The sequence below is a fragment of the Neorhodopirellula pilleata genome (assembly GCF_007859915.1).
Classification (GTDB): domain Bacteria; phylum Planctomycetota; class Planctomycetia; order Pirellulales; family Pirellulaceae; genus Rhodopirellula; species Rhodopirellula pilleata.
Genome location: NZ_SJPM01000042.1, coordinates 1 through 18,366 on the forward strand (window position 1 = coordinate 1; position 18,366 = coordinate 18,366).

14 protein-coding genes and 1 pseudogene are annotated in these 18,366 nt (G+C 55.1%); 3 read left to right on the top strand and 12 right to left on the bottom strand.

Going from position 1 to position 18,366, the window contains the following annotated elements:
• Positions 1 to 369: 369 nt before the first annotated feature.
• Positions 370 to 1,620: an acyl-CoA synthetase family protein gene (locus tag Pla100_RS29510; protein WP_146582857.1), complete on the bottom strand. Its 1,251-nt coding sequence runs from the start codon at positions 1,618 to 1,620 to the stop codon at positions 370 to 372.
• Complete coding sequence (locus tag Pla100_RS29515) at positions 1,523 to 2,287, bottom strand: hypothetical protein (RefSeq protein ID WP_146582859.1); 765 nt, start codon at positions 2,285 to 2,287, stop codon at positions 1,523 to 1,525. The genes Pla100_RS29510 and Pla100_RS29515 overlap by 98 nt, the downstream gene beginning before the upstream one ends.
• A gap of 133 nt (positions 2,288 to 2,420) precedes the next feature.
• Here Pla100_RS29515 and Pla100_RS29520 point away from each other — a divergent pair, with 133 nt between their 5' ends.
• Positions 2,421 to 3,305: a hypothetical protein gene (locus Pla100_RS29520; protein WP_146582861.1), complete on the top strand. Its 885-nt coding sequence runs from the start codon at positions 2,421 to 2,423 to the stop codon at positions 3,303 to 3,305.
• Between the two features lie 5 nt (positions 3,306 to 3,310).
• On the opposite strand, the gene Pla100_RS29525 is transcribed toward Pla100_RS29520, so the two are convergent.
• From Pla100_RS29525 to Pla100_RS29550, 6 genes are all read right to left on the bottom strand, one after another.
• Entirely contained in the window at positions 3,311 to 6,367 is a 3,057-nt protein-coding gene (locus Pla100_RS29525; RefSeq protein WP_146582863.1) for an efflux RND transporter permease subunit, read from the bottom strand.
• Entirely contained in the window at positions 6,364 to 7,488 is a 1,125-nt protein-coding gene (locus tag Pla100_RS29530; RefSeq protein WP_146582865.1) for an efflux RND transporter periplasmic adaptor subunit, read from the bottom strand. Before Pla100_RS29530 ends, Pla100_RS29525 begins: the two co-directional genes overlap by 4 nt.
• Positions 7,485 to 8,615, bottom strand: a complete 1,131-nt coding sequence (locus Pla100_RS29535) for an efflux RND transporter periplasmic adaptor subunit (RefSeq protein WP_146582867.1) — start codon at positions 8,613 to 8,615, stop codon at positions 7,485 to 7,487. Before Pla100_RS29535 ends, Pla100_RS29530 begins: the two co-directional genes overlap by 4 nt.
• Positions 8,612 to 9,586, bottom strand: coding sequence for an ATP-binding response regulator (locus Pla100_RS29540; protein WP_146582869.1), 975 nt, complete (start codon positions 9,584 to 9,586; stop codon positions 8,612 to 8,614). Before Pla100_RS29540 ends, Pla100_RS29535 begins: the two co-directional genes overlap by 4 nt.
• Before the next feature lie 152 nt (positions 9,587 to 9,738).
• Complete coding sequence (locus Pla100_RS29545) at positions 9,739 to 10,488, bottom strand: LON peptidase substrate-binding domain-containing protein (RefSeq protein ID WP_146582872.1); 750 nt, start codon at positions 10,486 to 10,488, stop codon at positions 9,739 to 9,741.
• Positions 10,489 to 10,540: 52 nt separating this feature from the next.
• Positions 10,541 to 11,293 (bottom strand): Bax inhibitor-1/YccA family protein, encoded by a 753-nt coding sequence (locus Pla100_RS29550; RefSeq protein WP_146582874.1) that lies wholly within the window; start codon positions 11,291 to 11,293, stop codon positions 10,541 to 10,543.
• A 303-nt stretch (positions 11,294 to 11,596) separates the two neighbouring features.
• On the opposite strand from Pla100_RS29550, the gene Pla100_RS29555 reads away from it, so the two are divergent.
• Positions 11,597 to 12,175, top strand: a complete 579-nt coding sequence (locus Pla100_RS29555) for a dCTP deaminase (protein ID WP_146582876.1) — start codon at positions 11,597 to 11,599, stop codon at positions 12,173 to 12,175.
• An 848-nt stretch (positions 12,176 to 13,023) separates the two neighbouring features.
• On the opposite strand, the pseudogene Pla100_RS29565 reads toward Pla100_RS29555, so the two are convergent.
• A pseudogene (locus Pla100_RS29565) lies at positions 13,024 to 13,536 on the bottom strand (tyrosine-type recombinase/integrase); the annotation flags it as partial.
• Positions 13,537 to 13,548: 12 nt separating this feature from the next.
• Positions 13,549 to 14,271 carry a site-specific integrase gene (locus tag Pla100_RS29570; RefSeq protein ID WP_231603795.1) on the bottom strand — a complete coding sequence of 241 codons (723 nt, stop codon included), beginning with the start codon at positions 14,269 to 14,271 and terminating at the stop codon, positions 13,549 to 13,551.
• A 969-nt stretch (positions 14,272 to 15,240) separates the two neighbouring features.
• On the opposite strand from Pla100_RS29570, the gene Pla100_RS29575 reads away from it, so the two are divergent.
• Complete coding sequence (locus Pla100_RS29575) at positions 15,241 to 17,310, top strand: P-loop ATPase, Sll1717 family (protein ID WP_146582878.1); 2,070 nt, start codon at positions 15,241 to 15,243, stop codon at positions 17,308 to 17,310.
• Positions 17,311 to 17,671: 361 nt separating this feature from the next.
• On the opposite strand, the gene Pla100_RS32070 is transcribed toward Pla100_RS29575, so the two are convergent.
• Both Pla100_RS32070 and Pla100_RS32075 read right to left on the bottom strand, forming a co-directional pair.
• Positions 17,672 to 17,992: a hypothetical protein gene (locus Pla100_RS32070; protein WP_231603796.1), complete on the bottom strand. Its 321-nt coding sequence runs from the start codon at positions 17,990 to 17,992 to the stop codon at positions 17,672 to 17,674.
• Between the two features lie 191 nt (positions 17,993 to 18,183).
• On the bottom strand, positions 18,184 to 18,366 hold a 183-nt coding region (locus Pla100_RS32075; protein ID WP_231603797.1), incomplete at its 5' end, for a hypothetical protein.

The window sequence follows — 18,366 nt, forward strand, 5'->3', positions numbered from 1 at the left end:
GCATGGAAGTGGGAACAACTCAAGCCAGGAGTTCACACCGCCAGAAAAGAAGATCTCGGTATTAGCTCCGAGGAACTAAACTTGCGCAATCGCATTGCCGCCGCAACCCCAAACTTTTAGCAGGCCAGCGTTAGCCCCGGTTGGTGTTCGGTTAACCGCCGCTAACGCGGTACGGCTAATTCGATCCACTCGCTTGCGCTTTTTGAAGTTGCGCTTTTGCCTGTGGCATTGGTTTATCGTAACCCGACGCGTAAGCGAGGGATGAGTCAATATCAATGATCCCTCGCTTACGCAGCGGGTTACGAAAAAAGCGCAACTTCAAAACTTGCGCTTCGGGCTTGTAGGGTTGCGGCGTAGCCGCATTGCGAGTTACGAATCCATTCGCTCGTCGACCCAGCGTTTGGATTTGCCTTCGGATCGAGGCAAGGTACCGACGTCGACTCGCGAAACCGGCACCCGCAATGCTAATCGTTCTCGGAATCGTTCTTCCAACTCGCCAGCATTGAACCGAGACGGATCGGCTTCGATCTCGATCTTGAGTTGATCCATCTCGTCTTGTCGTGAAGCGATCATCCGGAATTCGGCGGTCGGGTCGATCTCGCGGACGATCGACTCGATGCTGCTCGGGAACACGTTGACGCCACGGATGACCAACATGTCGTCGGCCCGCCCGATTACGCCGCCGTTCAAATGCACGAATCGACATTCAAAAGTATGTTCCCAAACCGGCTCGACCATGTCACCGGTTCGGTAACGCATCACCGGGCCGCCGAGTCGCCCCAGATTCGTCATGACCAATTCGCCACGTTGTCCTGGTTCGGCTTGGACGTACGTGCCGTCTGGTTGAAAAACTAATACCTCGGTGATGAACTCTGATTCGATCACGTGCAAGCCGGTATCGTCTTCGCTGGCGAATCCCCACGCGCCCAGTTCGCTGGCCCCGGCATGGTCGACGACGCGGGCGTTCCATTGCGATTCGATGGCCGCGCGGACGTTCGGGACACTGCCGCCGGGTTCGCCCGCCACAATGATCCTCGAAATGCGATTGTCCGCCAAATTGATTCCGTGTTCTTTGGCGACACTGGCCATGTGCAATGCGTAGGTTGGTGTGCAACACAACACCGTGCATCGTTGGTCGGCAAGCAGTTTCAATCTCGCCAATGTCGACAATCCGCCGCCGGGAACGACCAAGGCACCACGATGCACCAAGGCATCATTGGCCGACCAAAACCCGATGAACGGGCCGAACGAAAACGCCATCATGGCGACATCCGACGCGGTGACCTCGGCCGCATCGAGGACGTATTGCCAACACTCGATCCACCACGCCCAATCCGCATCGGTATCGAGAACCGGCATCGGCCATCCCCGCGATCCGCTGGTTTGGTGAAAGCGAACGTACTCTTGCCGATTGCGATGAAACAAACGCGATGGCTCGGAACTGGATCGCCCCAGTAAGTCGCTTTTGTTCAGAAAGCGAATTCGATGCAGTTCATCCAACGACGACAGCGGGAATGAAACGTCAGCGAGTCGTTCGGCGTAGAGCGGATGGTGCAGCAACGACGCGCCAAGTTGATTCAATCGCTTCAGTTGCCATGACTGAAGTTCCGCGCGAGTCATCGTTCGAAATTGGTCCCGCGAAGGCATGACCATGCGGGGCTGGGGCGAGTTCATGAATTTTTGATTTGGAAGCAACGAAGTGACTGCACAATCGATAAACTATCGGTGGCGTTATCATACCGAACATCAACGCCGCGTAACGGATCATCGCCGTTTGAAAATCCAGTCGATCCGGTTGAACCCAATGAGCATCGGCGGCGGCGAATCCGAACGTTGCCAACGAAGCAACGAGGAACAGTCCGGCGATGTAGAGGCGCCCCCCCTGTCCCCGGGATGAAACCGCCAGTGCGATGGTGATCGCGAATATCATCGTACCGGTCCAATACAAGGCGTCTCGATCGATCAAGCCGGTTCGTTGAACGAAGAAAAGCCCCATCGCCACGGCTGTGGTCAATACCATCAAATCCGCGATCATGAAGCGTTTCGTCACACTTGCCCCCAATCGACAAAGCGTCACCAGGAACGCCAAAATGAACATCCGATCGCGATTCGGGGTCCCTTCCCATGCCAGAAGCAATCCGCATCCGAACAAGATCACCAAGATTACCGCGAGAAGCGATTGCCGACGAGACTTCGTGACCGCGACTAATGACGCGGTCATCGCGGAGCCATTGATCAAACCCAATATCGATTCGTCGATCGGCAGGTCGAGCAAAGTGTGGGTCATGTTTCGCGTCAATGTAGGTAAACAGCGGCCTCATCGGACCGGGGCGAACGCTCTACTTTAATTCCAAGTTGCGAAAACGCCCAACCGCTGCCTTCATCGCTTTTCATTTCTTTCAACACGGACGGCCCCACTCATGGACGAAACGACTGAGCCGATTATCGCGGTCATCGGACATCCGATCGCAGGCAACCCGACCCAATTTGCGTTGGAAACTGGTTTGCAGGCCGCCGGAGTGGATTGCCGCGTTTTCTCGGTCGACTTGAGCCCGGACAAAATTGAGCCGGCATTGGTCGGGATGTTCGCGATGAATTTCAAGGCCGTCTGGGTAGCTTCGTCGTGTCGTCCAACCATCGAACAGGCGAGTGAGGAAACCGACACGAACATCGATCTCCTGGTTCGAACGCCTTCCCAAGAAGCCCACGCCGATCCGATCACCTACTCAGGGTGGTATTTGGAGAGCTTGAAGATGAAAACAACAGCGGCCTTCATTCACGAGGCTTCCCAAAAGTCGCATCTCGCCAAGGTCATCTTCGTCAATGAAGGACTCGAACCACAGGAATCTTCCACCGACGCCCACACCGAGGCACATGCCGAAGCGATCAAACAGCGATTGAGTTGGTTGAACCGTTACAACGCGGCACATCCTGTGAAGTTAGAAGACGCCGATGTGGTCTTGCTCAACCAAGCCCCCAGTTCCGCAGAAATCGCGGCCTTGCAGGACGATCTCGGTGAAGATCAAAGCTGGCTGATGATCATCGAGCAAAGGCAAGGCAAAGGGACTGCGGTCCGATTCGATTTCGAGATTCCCGCACGCCAAACACTCATCGACCTCAACGAAGAATGCGACTCGCAATACGTTGTCGCATTGGATCGGCTCAAAGCGTCCTCACCAGGCGATGTGATCCGGTGCGTCGATCTGCATGCCCGATGTTTGTCCGCGTTAGTCGCTCAACTGTTTGGAAAAACCGCTCCGGTCGAAGTCTTTCAAGAGGCGATCGACGAGTATCTCGCCGTGTGAGCGGGCTAGACGGGCTCTTTGATTCGGAACCATGCGACATAAAGAGCCGGCAAGAACAACAGCGTCAACACCGTACCGATGATGATGCCGCCCATCATCGCGTAGGCCATCGGGCCCCAGAAAATTTCCGAAGCGATCGGAATCAGCGCGAGGCTCGCGGCGGCAGCGGTCAATAGAATCGGACGCATCCGATGTTCGGTCGCGTCGACGACGGCATCCCAAGGATCGAAACCTTCGTCACGATGTGTTTCGATCTGCACGATCAAGATGACCGCGTTTCGAATCAGAATCCCGATCAACGCCAACACACCCAAGATCGCAACAAACCCCAACGGCGCGCCACTGGGGACGAGCGCGGCGACAACGCCGATCAACGCCAGTGGTGCGACCGAGAAGACCAAAAACAGACGATGGAAACTCTGCAATTGCACCATCAAAATGCTGGCCATCACAAACAACATCAACGGCACGACGGCAAAGATCGGACCTTGTCCTTTGGCACTCTCTTCGACCGAACCGCCGACAGCGATGTGGTAACCGGCGGGCAGTTCATCAGCAAAGGCGTCAATCGACGCGTCGAGTTGATCAACCACGGTCGCGGGCTGGACGGCATCGTTAATGCTGGCTTTGATCGTGATGGTGGGCAATCGGTTGCGTCGCCAGATCGCCGGTTGTTCCAACTCGTATCGAAACGTGGCGACCGCCGCCAACGGAACTGACTTGCCGTTACCGCTGGCGATTTGCAGATTCTGCAACGTTTCGATCGACGCACGCTCGGTTTGGATCGCCCGTCCGACCGCGTCGACCAAGTAAATACTGTCGCGGATTTCCGTGAAATGAATCCCACCGACGATGCCATTGAGCGTCCGCGCGATCGACTCCGAAGTCACCCCGAGCTGTGCTGCTTCGTCTTGCAAGATGTTGACCTTGATCACACGACCGGGTTCATTCCAATCGTAGATCAAGCTTTGAATGTTCGGGTTCTCGCCGATCGTCGCGGCCAGATCGAGCGACAGCTCGCGGACCCGCTGAATGTCAGGACCACTGACGCGGTACTGAACCGGTCGGCCGACGGGCGGACCGATATCGAGCAAGTGGACGAACGCGTCGGTTCCCAAGAACTCCTTTTCCAAGATGCGATTGAGTTTCTCTCGCAGCCGTTCTCGCGCCTCGATGCTCTTGGTGACGATGATCACTTGCCCGAAATTAGGTGACGGGGGCTGCACGTCGAACGACAACAAAAATCGCACCGCACCGCGACCGACGTAACTGCTCCAATGTTCAACGTCTTCGTCACCGACGAGATAGGTTTCGAAACGATCCAGCTCGGCTCTGGTTTGTTGAATCGATGCGTTTTGACGGAGTGTCCAATCGACGACCAACTCTGAGCGATCCGAACTCGGAAAAAACTGCTGCTGAACGAAGTTCATGCCGTAGAGCGAGACGGCGAACATCGCCAACGTGATCAAAATCGTCACCCACTTCCATCGCATCGCGACGAGCAACAGTCGACTGAATCCCTTGGCAAACCACCCTTTCGTCCCGTGGGTATTCTTCATCGTCTTGGGCAACAAGGCGACGCCGATCAACGGGGCGAACAACACCGCCACGATCCATGAAACCGACAACGAGACGGCGATCACAACAAAGAGCGTGTAGGTGAATTCGCCGGCGGCACTGCCATTGAGTCCCACGGGGATGAAGCTGGCGATCGTGACGATCGTCCCGGTCAACATCGGGAACGCGGTCGAGGTGTAGACGTATGTCGCCGCCTTTTCCAACGGGTCGCCCGCTTCGAGCCTCGCGACCATCATCTCGACGGCGATCATCGCGTCATCGACGAGCAAACCGAGGGCGATGATCAACGCGCCCAACGAAATACGTTGCAGCGATATCTCGAACAACTCCATCGCCACGAAAGTGATCGCGAGCACAAGCGGAATGGTGAGCGAGACGACTAAACCGGCTCGTAATCCGAGACTGACGAAGCTAACGATCAACACGATCGTCACCGCTTCGAAGAGAGCTTGTGTGAAACCGCCAACGGCTTCTTCGACGATCATCGGTTGATCGGAAACGAGATGGATGCCGACGCCGATCGGTAGTTCGGATTCGATCCGGTCCATTTCCTCGTGCAAGGCTTCCCCGAATTCGAGCAAGTTCGCCTTTGGTTTCATACCGATCGCTAGACCGATCGCGGGTTCACCGTTGAATCGGAACAGCGACTCGGGAGGATCGATATAAGTGCGGCGAATTTGAGCGACGTCACGCAACCGGAAGAACCGATCATTGATTCGCAAATTGATCGATCGAAGATCCTCTTCGGATTGAAACTCGCCGCTGACTCGGATGCTGATTCGTTCCCCGTTGGTCTCGAGAACACCCGACGGCGTGATCGCGTTTTGCGATCGGATGGCATCAACGACGACCTGCTGAGTCAATCCCAAAGCGGCCAGTTCTTGGGTGCTGAACTCGAGGTAGATGACCTCGTCTTGGGCTCCGATCAGTTCCACCTTACCGACGTCGGGAACCGTCATGATGGCGGCGCGGGCCGACTCCACGTAATCGCGAAGTTGACGAGGGGTCAAACCGTCGGAGGTGAATGCGAAGACGTTTCCAAAAACATCGCCGAAATCGTCGTTGAAAAACGGACCGACCACACCACTGGGTAATTCACTCTTGATATCGCCGATCGAGTTACGAATCTTGATCCACGCCTGTGGGACCTCTTCGGGCGGCGTGTTCTCTTTGAGGTTGACGTAAATCGTGGTCACGCCCGGCCGGTTGAGACTCTTGGCGTAATCGAATTGCGGAATCTCTTCGACTTTCTTTTCGATCCGGTCGGTGACTTGGTTGACCATCTCTTCGAGCGTCGCGCCCGGCCACGCCGCACTGATGATCATCGTCTTGATCGTGAACGTCGGGTCTTCCTCGCGTCCAAGGTTGAGATACGAGAACGTACCCATGATCGCCGAGACGAGCATCATGTACCAAACGAGCGACCGATGCTTCAGCGCCCAATCGGATAGATTGAATCCATCGGTGGATGGGTCTTGCGTCATGGTTCGGCCTTCGATTTCCATGCGACCGTTTGGCCTTCGGTCAAACTGTGGACGCCGGCGGTCACGACACGGTCGCCGAGCCGGACACCATCGCTGATTGTGGCGTGATCCGCATCGGTGCTCGATACGGTGACCGCAGTCTTGTGGACGGTGTTTTTCGTTTCATCAACGATCCAAACGTAAGAAGAGCCATCTTCGCTACCGATCGCCGACAATGGCACTTCAATATCCGATTGCGAGGCAGCCGACGGGAAGGCTCGGATCGTCGACCCCAATCGAAACGCCTCGGGCGGATCGGTCAACGAAATTCGCACGCGTCGTGTCCGGGTCTTCGCGTCCGCTTGGGGTGCGATCTCCCGGACGGTACCGATCGTTTGAATGTCATCACTTTGTTGCAACACGATCCGGAATTCGGTGCCCGGTTCGATCCCGCGTAACGTGGTTTCATCCACGTCCACGACGGCCTCCCGCACCGTCGGATCGGCCAGGGTCGCGACGACTTGTCCCGCCTTGACCGTTTGTTCCCGTTCGGCATAAAGATTCATTACGACGCCATCGAGATCGGAGCGAAGTTCGGTATAGTCGAGCTCTTCTTTTGCTTTGGCTAGATTAGATTCGGCCTGGGTGACGTCCGAGCGTGCGGACTCGTAGTTCGTTTTTGCCGTATCGAATTCGCTTTGCGAAGCCGCGTTCTGTGCCAACAGTTTCTCTTGCCGCTTGAAATTTTTGTCGGCGTTGTCGAGCAACGCTTTGGCATTGGTGAGGCTTGCTTGTGCCGAGCGGACGGCGATTTGTTGAATCTCCGGATCGATCGTTGCGATCCGCTGTCCTTGCTTAACGGTATCGCCCACGTTGACATCGCGGCTGACAATTTTACCCAAGACTCGAAAACTGACGTCGGCTTGAAATCGTGGTTCGATCGTACCGCTGTAACCGCTTTCGGATCGGGCAATTGGCGCGGCCGGGGTTGAAAGCACAGGCCGGACGACGGGCGAAGGAACCGTTTCTTGCTCGCGACAGCCGCACATCCCGATCGTCGCAACGATCACCGCAACGATCATCGAGAGAACGCAACAAACGCGTCCATCGGCTCCTGAACGAGGTGCTTCACTCCGGTTCATGGATTGGTTCCCGTTGGCAACGTCGATTTGTCACTGGGGGTCTGCATCGGATTGACCGTTTGCCCGGGGTGCAGCAATTGAACTCCATCGACGACGACGATTTCACCAGGCTGAAGGCCCTGCGTGACGAGCATCACGCCGGACTGGTGACTTTCGACTTCGACGACCCGTTGCGAAACGGTTTGGTTCTGCGGATCGACCACCCATACGCTCGCTTGGTCTCCCTTTCGCATCATCGCCGTCCAGGGTAACTGCACCACGTCCATCGGACGGAACTGGGCTTCGCCGACCACCGACGCACCCAACTTCATTTCCGATGGTGGGTCCGGAACAGCGACTTTGACCCGCACCGTGCCACTGGCCGGATCGATCGACGGGGCGATCTCGCGGATCGTTCCTTCGGTCTTGACGTTCGGATTCGAAACCAACTTCAATGAGATAATATCGTCGACGGGGCGTTCAGGAATGTGAGTGGGAAAAACGTCGAAGACGGCTTCGCGGTCGCCATCTTCGGCGATCGTGAAAACGGTCTCGGCGGGACCGACGACCAGTCCCACTTCGGCTTGTCGGGCGACGATCACGCCCGCCGATTCGGCCTGCAAGTCGGTAAACAGCAACTGACTCTCGGTATTAGCTAGCGTGGACTTGGCGACCTCGACCGCGCCTTGAGCGATTAACAAGGCCGCCTTGGCGTTATCGAATTCGGCCTGGGAAGCAGAATTGGATTCCAACAACTTTTCGATCCGTTCGGCTTCCGCCAGCGCGTCCTGTTGGGCGGCTTCGGCCGATCGCAATGCGGCTTGGGCCGCCTTGACGTCGGCGACCGGTTGCAAGGTGTCCAAACTTGCCAAGATCTGCCCCGGTTCGACTCGATCACCGACATCCACGTTACGACTGGCGATGCGACCGCCGACACGAAACGACAAGTCACTCTGGATGCGGGCTCGATATTCGCCGGTCAAGGTTCGTCGCCGCGGACGGGCGATCACCTCGGCGATTTCCGTTCGTACATTGGCGGGTTGATCCGCCGGGGGAGCGATGCGATCGCCGCACCCGATCATCGCGAAAACGAGAAAGCATAGAACGAAAAACTGGCCAACTCGGTTCACAAGATGAAATCGGCTCATTCCAAATCCGATGGGAAGGACGCCTTGCGTTTGATCATCGTTAACTCGTTCCCGATTTCATTGTGGTGGACTTCGTCCATGAAGGCACCGATCAACAACAAACCACGACCCCCGATGCTTTCCAAGTTGGCGGGGTCATCGGGATCGGGAATGGTGGACAGATCAAAGCCGGGACCTTCGTCGCGGATGATGAAGACGGCTTGGTTGCGGGTGGCGGTCAATGTAATGAACGTTCGGCGGTCCGAGTAAGGAGCCGTTTGCCGACGCTCTTGGATCATGTCCCAATACGCTTGTCCTTCATCCACCTCGCGCAGCCCTGAGTCCACTTCGAGGTTGCCGTGGATCATCGCATTGAGGATCGCTTCGTCAAGCGCCATCGCGACTTGGGTCCAAATCATCTCGTCGAACAGACCGAGTTGATCGGTGGCTTGTTCGAGCTTCGCGATGACGGCGGGGACGAGCGATTCCTGGCTGGGGAGAACCAACTCTAACTTGGTTCGCGAGATGCATTGCTCCAGTTCCGTCGCACAAAGCGAACTTTGGCCGACGGCGATTACCTGTCCGACCGTTTCGACCAATGCCGTCTCGATCAAGCTTTCGGGCACATAAGACGCCGCGCCTCGCAACAACGCTTCGCAAGCGACCCGTTCGGCACCGGGACGTGTCAACAAGATCATCGGCAGGTGGGGCGCCCGTTCCCGCAAGACTTCCATCCAGCGATTCAACGGGGCCGCATCCACCTTGGATTTCCCCGACCCTCCCAGGATGCTTTGACCATTCGAATCGGTCGTCGTTGCGGGCAATCGCGGTACCTCGGTCACCATCAGATCGACGTTGTGGCTGCTAAGCATCTCAAGAGCTTGATCGGGGTTCTCCGCTACCAAACATCGATACCCGGCATCACAAAGCAGCGCCGCCAATTTTTGGCGAACGGCTTCATCGGATTCGACGATGAGGATGCAAGCACTCAAAGGATGCTCCGCGTTGATTGCGTGGGGAAAGATGAGCGGGAACGCGGGTGACGGTACCGACGAGACGAGACGAGACAACTCTTGACCGCTTCATACTTTAAGTCGATTCCCCCGCCGATGAAAGTCCCAGAGGGGTTTCCCTCGCTGAATCCTTAATTGACGCTGAACGGTGGCGGGAATTGGTTGCGTGAAGATTCCGTGAATGATTCCTGCAGGTCGAACTCCTGCTCCGACACACTCACCGATTCCAACTGCACGTCTCCCCGCTGAATCAATCGAATCAAATGTTCGGCCCGGGCGTCGACGTCGCTCATCGCGAGTAGGGTCAACTTGTCTTCGGGTTCGAAAGGCAACGTATAGGCGATGATGTCAGTGATCGGGCCGACACCCATCGGTCCGGCCATCAAATCATGCAGACTCTTTTGGGAGCCCGCCGACGGGGGAATGATCTGGCCGAACGCGGTCAACAGGCGTTTCTTCAGGTCGCCGCGTTTGGCCGTTGCGGCGGGCAAATAAAAATCGTCGATCAAATCCACTTGAGCGATTCGGAAAGAACGCGTCGACTCGATTTCACGACGGATCGTCGCCCGACGCGTGCCGATCAACAAAACGTTGTGCCGATCGCCATCGAGTTCCGTATGCGAGATCACTCGACCAATGCAAACCGTTTGGGAGATCACCGGCGGCGACGCGACCGGCATCACCGTGGGATCGGTTAAGGTCGCCATGGTGATTAAATGATCCGTCGCTAACGATTCACGCAACATCTCCACGTAACGCGGTTCAAAAATGTGCAGCGGTTGCATCGCGTGAGGGAACAAAACCAAACCCGGCAACGGAAACAACCGCACCTTCCCGTCAAAGTCGTCGGGAAGTTGAGTCACATCAGATAGTGGATTCATCGCGGATCACCCCGTTACCGGCGCTCGATATTGAGTTATCGGCCTACCGTTTTCAATCGTCCGTACCCGCGAACATCATCAGGATGCGGAGCACGTAGTAAAACAACAATGCGACCGATGCGAACAACGCCAACGACGCGGCGACGTGTTGTCGCGTGTCGTAATGGTGCAAGACGTTCGACGTATCATAAAGAATGTAGCCGCATGCCAAGGCGACCATCACGCCACAGAAAAATAGCCCCAACGAGTATCCGAAGAAAATGCCCGCGATGGCGACCCCCATCGCGATCATTCCGGCCGCGAACAAGTACGTCCCCCAAGACGACAAATCGACTCGCGTCATGAACACGAACGCGGTCAAACCGGCAAAGCAAACGCTGGTGATGATCGCCGCGAGAATCGGAATATTCTCTTGCCCCATGATCACGATGGCGACGTACAACGCCGGCAACAAAATGAACGCTTCGGCGACGACATACAGTCCCAAGCCGAAGTACTGTTTGGCGACCGAGTGACCGCTATTGGCCCAACTGCGGGCGATCCAACTGACGCCCATGAACGCACCCAAGACGATCAGCCATCCGTAGCCGCCGATCATCCGCTCGACCAATCCGGTCATGATGTTCCGAGGAACGACCGCGAACAACACGAACTCGATCGCCATCAGAGCGAACACGGCCCCGGTCAGGTGGCTGTAGGTGCGGCGAATGAATGCCGCCCGGGCGGACTCTTCGGCAAATGCGGCCGGACCGTATTGGGTACCCAGCATCGAATCGCCGTTGGCGTAAGGGTTCACTTGACTCATGAATTGGGCTCCAAGATAGGTTGTGCGTTTTGGCCGACGGTCGGTCGTCCCGGCGGCAGGGACGGCCGGTGGTTCACGAAAGTATAGCGATCCGTCACCGCCCGAGGCGGTCCCGGCAGGTCCGGTCGTTCTGATTTTACACCTGAATCGGAAACCGGGATTCATAAAAAAACAAGTAATCTGCCCCAGAAGGCTGAATCGGACCGTCCGAAGTCGTTAAATTGCGCAGTTCGGGTTCGATCGCCCGATCCCGTTTGGATGCCGCAGTCCTATCGCTCCCATCGTCCTCAAAGCACCTTTGACATGATTTTATCCAGTCACGAGATTCTGCAGCGACTCGGCGGTGAGCTGACCATCGACCCGTTCGACCCCGAACGATTGAATCCGAACAGCTACAACCTGACGTTGCACAACGAATTGCTCGTTTATGAGGAAGTCGTTCTCGATTCGGCGAGCCCGAACCGGTTTCGGCGAATCGAGATCCCTGTCGACGGCATGACGCTGCAACCGGGCATGTTGTATCTCGGCCGAACGGTCGAACAAACTTGCACCCGAAACCTTGTCCCGATGCTTCACCCACGATCATCACTGGGACGATTGGGGCTGATCCTCAACCCCGGCGGCAGCATCGGGCATGCCGGTTACCGAGGCACATGGACGTTGGAAATCCACTGCGTCCAACCCGTCAGGATTTATCCGGGACTGCAGGTTTGCCAGATTTCCTATCACCAACTCATCGGTGACTTCGAGGATTACGATAGCGACAAATACCAAAACAGCCTGGACATCCAGCCCAGCTTGATGCACCGCGAACTCGGCTACGACGACCGCGACACACAACTCGAACTCACCTTCGACGACGCCTATCGGTCCTCGATCTAAGCCGCAAGCGGGCTGTTGGTTTAGTCGGATTCAGCAATGCAACGATTAGCCGAAGGGCGTTAGCCCCGGTTGGCGTCCGGTTAACCGCCGCTAACGCGGTACGGCTAATTAAATCAACAGCCCGCAAGCCGAATGTTGATTGAGTCGTATGCCCAATGACAACCATTAGCCGATGGGCGTCAGCCCCGGCTGGCATTCGGTTAACCGCCGCGAACGGGCTGTTGATTGAATCGCAACCCGATGCGTCAGCGAGGGATCGAACGCCATTCATTCTCTTTTAAATATCCCTCACTCACCGGCGTGTTGATTGAGTGCACCTTTGGGCGTTTTCGTTTAACGGCAAGCCGCAGGCATCTGCGTTTTCAAACTCTGTCGCCTGCGGCTTGCCGTTAAACGATTAAATCAACAGCCCATCGCGCGTCGGGTTTCGATAACGATTAAACCATCAGCCCGCTAACGCTGGACTGTCAATTTTACATCAGTGATTGCCGTATTTCGTGCTATTTGAACGCGGTTGATACTAACCCAAAGCGTAACCCTCCCCGGCCCGAAGCGGGTCGGCACGGTTTTCGGGCCAACGGCCCATCCGTTTGCCCAGCCCAGTCCGAAGGACTGGGTGATCTCTGTCACCTCTCCCGAACGCAGTTTGGGGGAGAGCGACGACGTTCAGGAGTCCGCGAGGGAGGGGGCACGGGCGTTGTTTGGCTGGATCGGCTTGGTTTGCCGTGGGATGCCCCCTCCCGGATCTTGCTTCGCTCGATCCGACCGCTCCCAGCTTCGCTGAGAGAGGTGACAGGAAGTTGTGGAGAACGAAAATGTCGCGATACCAAGGTTTTGACAGCCCAGCATCACCCCTGCAACAACCGATCCACCGGGCTTTGCAAGCGGCTGTCAAACCCGACCTCCACGTGCACATAATTCATCGTCGTTTCGATGTCCTTGTGCCCCATCAACTTCTGAACCGTCGGCAAATCCGTGCCGTCCTCGACCAAGTGAGTCGCAAAGCTATGCCGAAGAGAATGCGGGACCCCGTTCTTGGTGATCCCAGCCGCCTTCTGAGCCGCTTTCAATGCGACGGCAAACTGCTCCTCGCTGATGTGATGCCGCCACACGTTGCCGCTTCGCTTGTCTCTTGAACGCTGACGCGATGGGAACACCCAACGCCAACCGATTTCTCGTCCCGCATTGGGATACTTCCGCGACAACGCGAATGGCAAATACACTTTGTCGAACCCCTCATCGATATCCTGCTGTTGCAATTGTGTCGCCCAAGCGATCTGACGCTGCAACTCCGGGATGACCTGTTTAGGCAAAAACGTCATCCGGTCTTTTTGGCCCTTCCCATCACGAACCAACAAACGGCCTTCGTCAAACTAAACGTCTTTGATCCGCAACCGACGACACTCTTTGTGACGAAGCCCGGCACCATACATCAGCAACAACATGATCCAGTGCATGCCGGTCATCTGCTCCTGCAATAGCTTAATCTCTCCGCGGCTGTACCAAACGGGCATCGAATCCGGACGTTTTACACGAACCGCATTAATGAAGCCGATTCTTCTGCCGAGAATGCTTTCATATAAGAAAAGTAACGAAGAACGTGCCTGCGTCTGCGTGCTCGCCGCGACCTTTCCCTCAACGGCCAGTTTGGTCAGAAACGACTCGATGTCTCGTTCAGTGAATGCTTCCAATTCGGTCGAGCCGACATGTCCCATGAACCGCTTCACCCACCGCACATAGGCCTTCTCGGTCGACATCGTATAATGCAGAACCCGCATTTCCGCTCGCATCGTCTGAACGAGCTGCGGTTCGGCGGGATCCATCTTGCCGCGAATCATCGCGAGCTCCTCTTCGGTTGGCGGTAAGTGCAAATCAAGGTTTCGCTCTTGCTTGCCCATTTGAGCCAGCGTCGCGACAATCTTTGATAAGTCAGGTTGGGATCGTTGCAGAATCAAGTCGCGGTAATACTCCACCGCCCGCACGGCCTGCCACCGTTGCCAAGCCGGAGCTCCCGACTTCAGCAAACTGCGAGAAAACTGCAAAGCGGCGTCGCGGTTGACGGGCAATTCGTCCGTAAGCCCTTTACGAAAACTCATTGCATATCGTCGCAACCATTTCGGAAACCAAATTCGATCGCTCTCCCCAATGTCTTCTGCCGAGGCCACGACCAACTCATACTTAGCAAGCGTCATCAGATTGACCTTTCAAACTGCCAGGGTTGCCCCTACTGAGCGAATTAAGTAATATCACTCAGCAGAATATCGAGTTGAGCGATATTGGTCAAATGCCCCTAGTGACTCACCCCGTATCACGGTATATTGCCCTACTGACTCACCCCGTATCGCCGTATATGACCCTACTGAGTAGGGTTGAATCTATTGTTCGTCGGTGCTGCAACGCGCGGCCCCGACTCGAATCCAGGACTGAATCAACGCTCATTGAACACTGGTTCGCCCACGTTCGATACAATGACATGCGGCCAAACTCGTTTGAACTGTCGCCGTTGGGACACGACGAACTATCCGATACACGGCAGCGGCCAAGACAACTTTTTACAACTTCCAACTTTTCACCGGCCGCTCCGTGATCGGTGGTGTTCGTCGGTGCTGCAACGCCCGGCCCCGGCCCGAATCCAGCACTGAATCAACACTCGTTGAACACTGGTTCGTCAGCGTTCGATACACTGGCATGCGGCCAAACTCGTTCGAACTGTCGCCGTTGGGACACGACGAACTATCCGATCCACGGCAGCGGCCAAGACGCTATATTACAACTTCCGACTTTTCACCGGCCGCTCCGTGATCGGTGGTGTTCGTCGGTGCTGCAACGCCCGGCCCCGACCCGAATCCAGGACTGAATCAACGCTCGTTGAACACTGGTTCGTCCACGTTCGATACAATGACACCCGGCCAAACTCGTTCGAACTGTCGCCGTTGGGACACGACGAACTATCCGATCCACGGCAGCGGCCAGGACGCTATATTGGAACTTCCGACTTTTCACCGGCCGCTCCGTGATCGGTGGTGTTCTAGCATGGAAACGAAAAAGTGATGGATCATTAACGAATGTCGAAACGCACACGATCGGCCAAGAAACCGGTAAGTCTTCCGCAGCTTCCAAAGGACGCTCTCTCGCGGATTTCGTTCGGCGACTCGTTTGCCGAGTATGACATGCTCGTAGAGGACGCTAGTGTCTTCGTTTCGACAAACGCATATCTCGCAGCGAACGATGCTACCCGCAACAAGTGTTTTTTTATCGGCAGGCGAGGCACTGGCAAGACCGCGCTAACTATTCAGCTGAGCCGCCTGCCGGGAAAGACGATACAAGTCTTTCCCGAAGTTTTCGCGCCCCTTAGTTCCACCATCGCACCAGATCTCTTTGCCAAGAGTCACCAAAAACCATTCAAATCGGTCGTAAGTGCATTTGAGCTCACGCTTGAGTTCGAACTGCTATATCAATTGCTCGAAGACGGAAAAATCACGCGTGACGCACTGCCAGACTTTGTTCAACGGGAACTCAAGATCGAAGATAATCAGGACTTTGATCTTAGGGCAGTCCGGTTCGTAAATCGCATACTCGGGCACCTTGTCAAGGGAAACGATGGATCATGGTTAAAGGATATTAAACGTCCCAAGAGTTTAGCTTCCGCGATTAACCAAGAGCTTCAAGCAAATTCTAAACTGTACGCCATTCTGATTGATCGATTGGATGAATCGTGGGACGGGTCAGATACAAACATTCGTTTTCTTGCCGCACTAATGCATGCGTGCGGCGAGTTTACGACACGGCTGCATAGTGCGAGAGCCCTGCTGTTTCTTCGAGAGAACGTGTTTGAACGCGTCCGCGAATCTGACAGCGAGTTTTCTCGAATTGAAACACGCGTAGCTGGACTCAACTGGACAATTGAGAAGCTAATAGAGTTCGTTGAACGACGCTTGAATGCTCCGTTTAATTCCCGTTGGCCCCTCGGTGGCGCTACTTGGGATACGTTCTTCGAGAACCCAACTGAATCACGAAATCTCGTCTTTGACTTCTGTCAGAATCGGCCCCGCGATGTATTGACTTACGTCAAATTTGCGATTGAAACCGCCGCATCCAAAAACCATCAGGTAATTCAGATCGATGACCTTCTATCCGCGCGCAAACGCTTCTCTGATAGCCGACTGAAAGATCTTGGTGATGAATACGACGAGAACTACCCTCGGATACAACTAGTCCTCGACAAGTTCTACGGACTTGGCTGGAAATATACGAGGCAGGGGCTAGAGACAATTTTGCAGAATCTGCTCACAGATTTAGAGATTTCAAAGCATTGCGCAGCTTGGTTTTTCGCTAATTCTACTACGGAACTGTTCGTCAACATTCTGTATCAGATCGGTTTCCTCGGACTCATCGACGACCGAGGAAATACGCATTTTCGCTCAATTGGCGCTGATACGACCCGTACACCCGCAGTTTCAGCAGCGACTGATTTCGAGATTCATCCCATGTATCGCGATGCACTCGACCTTCAGGATGTAATCGTGAACGTCTCTGCATCAGATTTCCAGTTTAGTACGAGGGGATTTCAGGGCGAGCTCCCAGACGGATTGGACCTGACTAAATACACCGATGAGTTGGACGAACTTTCAAATGATCTCACCGCATTGGCCCCAGGCAAGGCAGACGCCTATGACTACGAAGACGTCGTTGGGCGAGCAATTCGACTATGCTTTTTCCGTTCGTTAGCAAACGTGCAAGCAAAGTCGCGAACCTACGATGGCCACGTGATTCGTGATTGGTTGGCCGCGAATCGCGGATATGGTGGTTTCTGGGAAATGGTGCGACACAAATGGGGCGCGACACAGATCATTTGGGAATGTAAAAACTACGAGTCCCTAAAACCAGACGATTTCCACCAAATGGCTTATTACACAAATGATGAGATTGGTCGATTTGGAATCGTCGCCTTTCGTGGAAAGATGGAACCGAAATACTGGCCGCATTTGCAGCGAATACTGAAAGACAAAAAGACTTTCGTTCTCTTATTGGGGGATAGCGACTTGCGTGTATTCATCCGGCAAGCGCGCGCTGGCAAGGTGAAGGAGTCGCACATTCAGGACCGCTACGATCAGATCTTACGCGAAATCTCCTAACAAAGAGCCAGAACCATGCAATGCACCCGAGTCGCGAAGTTGCGCGTTTCTACAATGGATAATTTCGTGTCGCGACCGGGTGATTGCAATCGTTCGTCGGTGCTGCAACGCCCGGCCCCGGCCCGAATCCAGAACTGAATCAACGCTCGTTGAACACTGGTTCGCCCACGTTCGATACACTGTCATGTGGCCATACTCGTTCGAACTGTCGCCGTTGGGACACGACGAACTATCCCGATCCACGGCAGCGGCCAAGACGCTATTTTGGAACTTCCAACCTTTCACCGGCCGCTCCGTGATCGGCGGTGTTATCCGACTTAGATGACATCCATCATTGCGTAGTCGTTACTCTCTATTTGCGTTAGTCTGCGTGATCCCGCTGGTTGCGGCCACCGGATTCGCTTTTTTGCAGCACAGAACCCAAACCAACAAGAGACGCGCGCTTTCGCAATTCGTTCACGAAGTTCAAAACGGTACGATGGCCGACCCTAGGCCAGTCGTTAAGCACTTTGGCTTGCTTCGTGCCGCCGAGCTCATTAAAGACCGTGTTCGAGAGCATCCGACTATCAAATTTGACGGACTTGATCGTTGGGTCCAGATTTTGCCTGTGCCGATGGCCCATGGTCGCGGTATGGGAGATGGCTACACGCTTGTAGCGCTCAATTCCGATGAGCCACTTCACAGCTACACACTTGAACGTGGATGCAAAATTGATAGCGTTTCATTTACAAAGACTGGCGTCCGGTTCAATATTTCGGGTAAGATTGAGTACATTAATCTGTCGTTTGCAATACCGCCTGAGGCTCCAGAGGTCTTTGACCTTGCTTGGCCGAACGGTGTCGCTATTCCTCCTCAGTCGACTTCCGTCTACACTCAAATGTTCAACCGGCACAAGGCCGCAATTTCCAACAATGCTCCTAGCGACGGATAACCAATAAGGATTTGACTTCGCGGCGAGGCGTGGTTTGAGTTCGAATCTTTTTCTTGGCTGGTCCGTAAGTCGCTGCCCGAAGCCAGTGCCACTAGCCGAAGCTCAAGTCCTCTGTTCAAGAAGCC

Excerpts from the sequence above, each read along its gene's own strand:
- Pla100_RS29510 (WP_146582857.1), bottom strand. The coding sequence starts at position 1,620 with ATGACTCGCGCGGAACTTCAGTCATGGCAACTGAAGCGATTGAATCAA.
- Pla100_RS29515 (WP_146582859.1), bottom strand. The coding sequence starts at position 2,287 with ATGACCCACACTTTGCTCGACCTGCCGATCGACGAATCGATATTGGGT.
- Pla100_RS29520 (WP_146582861.1), top strand. The coding sequence starts at position 2,421 with ATGGACGAAACGACTGAGCCGATTATCGCGGTCATCGGACATCCGATC.
- Pla100_RS29525 (WP_146582863.1), bottom strand. The coding sequence starts at position 6,367 with ATGACGCAAGACCCATCCACCGATGGATTCAATCTATCCGATTGGGCG.
- Pla100_RS29530 (WP_146582865.1), bottom strand. The coding sequence starts at position 7,488 with ATGAACCGGAGTGAAGCACCTCGTTCAGGAGCCGATGGACGCGTTTGT.
- Pla100_RS29535 (WP_146582867.1), bottom strand. The coding sequence starts at position 8,615 with ATGAGCCGATTTCATCTTGTGAACCGAGTTGGCCAGTTTTTCGTTCTA.
- Pla100_RS29545 (WP_146582872.1), bottom strand. The coding sequence starts at position 10,488 with ATGAATCCACTATCTGATGTGACTCAACTTCCCGACGACTTTGACGGG.
- Pla100_RS29550 (WP_146582874.1), bottom strand. The coding sequence starts at position 11,293 with ATGAGTCAAGTGAACCCTTACGCCAACGGCGATTCGATGCTGGGTACC.
- Pla100_RS29555 (WP_146582876.1), top strand. The coding sequence starts at position 11,597 with ATGATTTTATCCAGTCACGAGATTCTGCAGCGACTCGGCGGTGAGCTG.
- Pla100_RS29570 (WP_231603795.1), bottom strand. The coding sequence starts at position 14,271 with ATGAGTTTTCGTAAAGGGCTTACGGACGAATTGCCCGTCAACCGCGAC.
- Pla100_RS29575 (WP_146582878.1), top strand. The coding sequence starts at position 15,241 with ATGTCGAAACGCACACGATCGGCCAAGAAACCGGTAAGTCTTCCGCAG.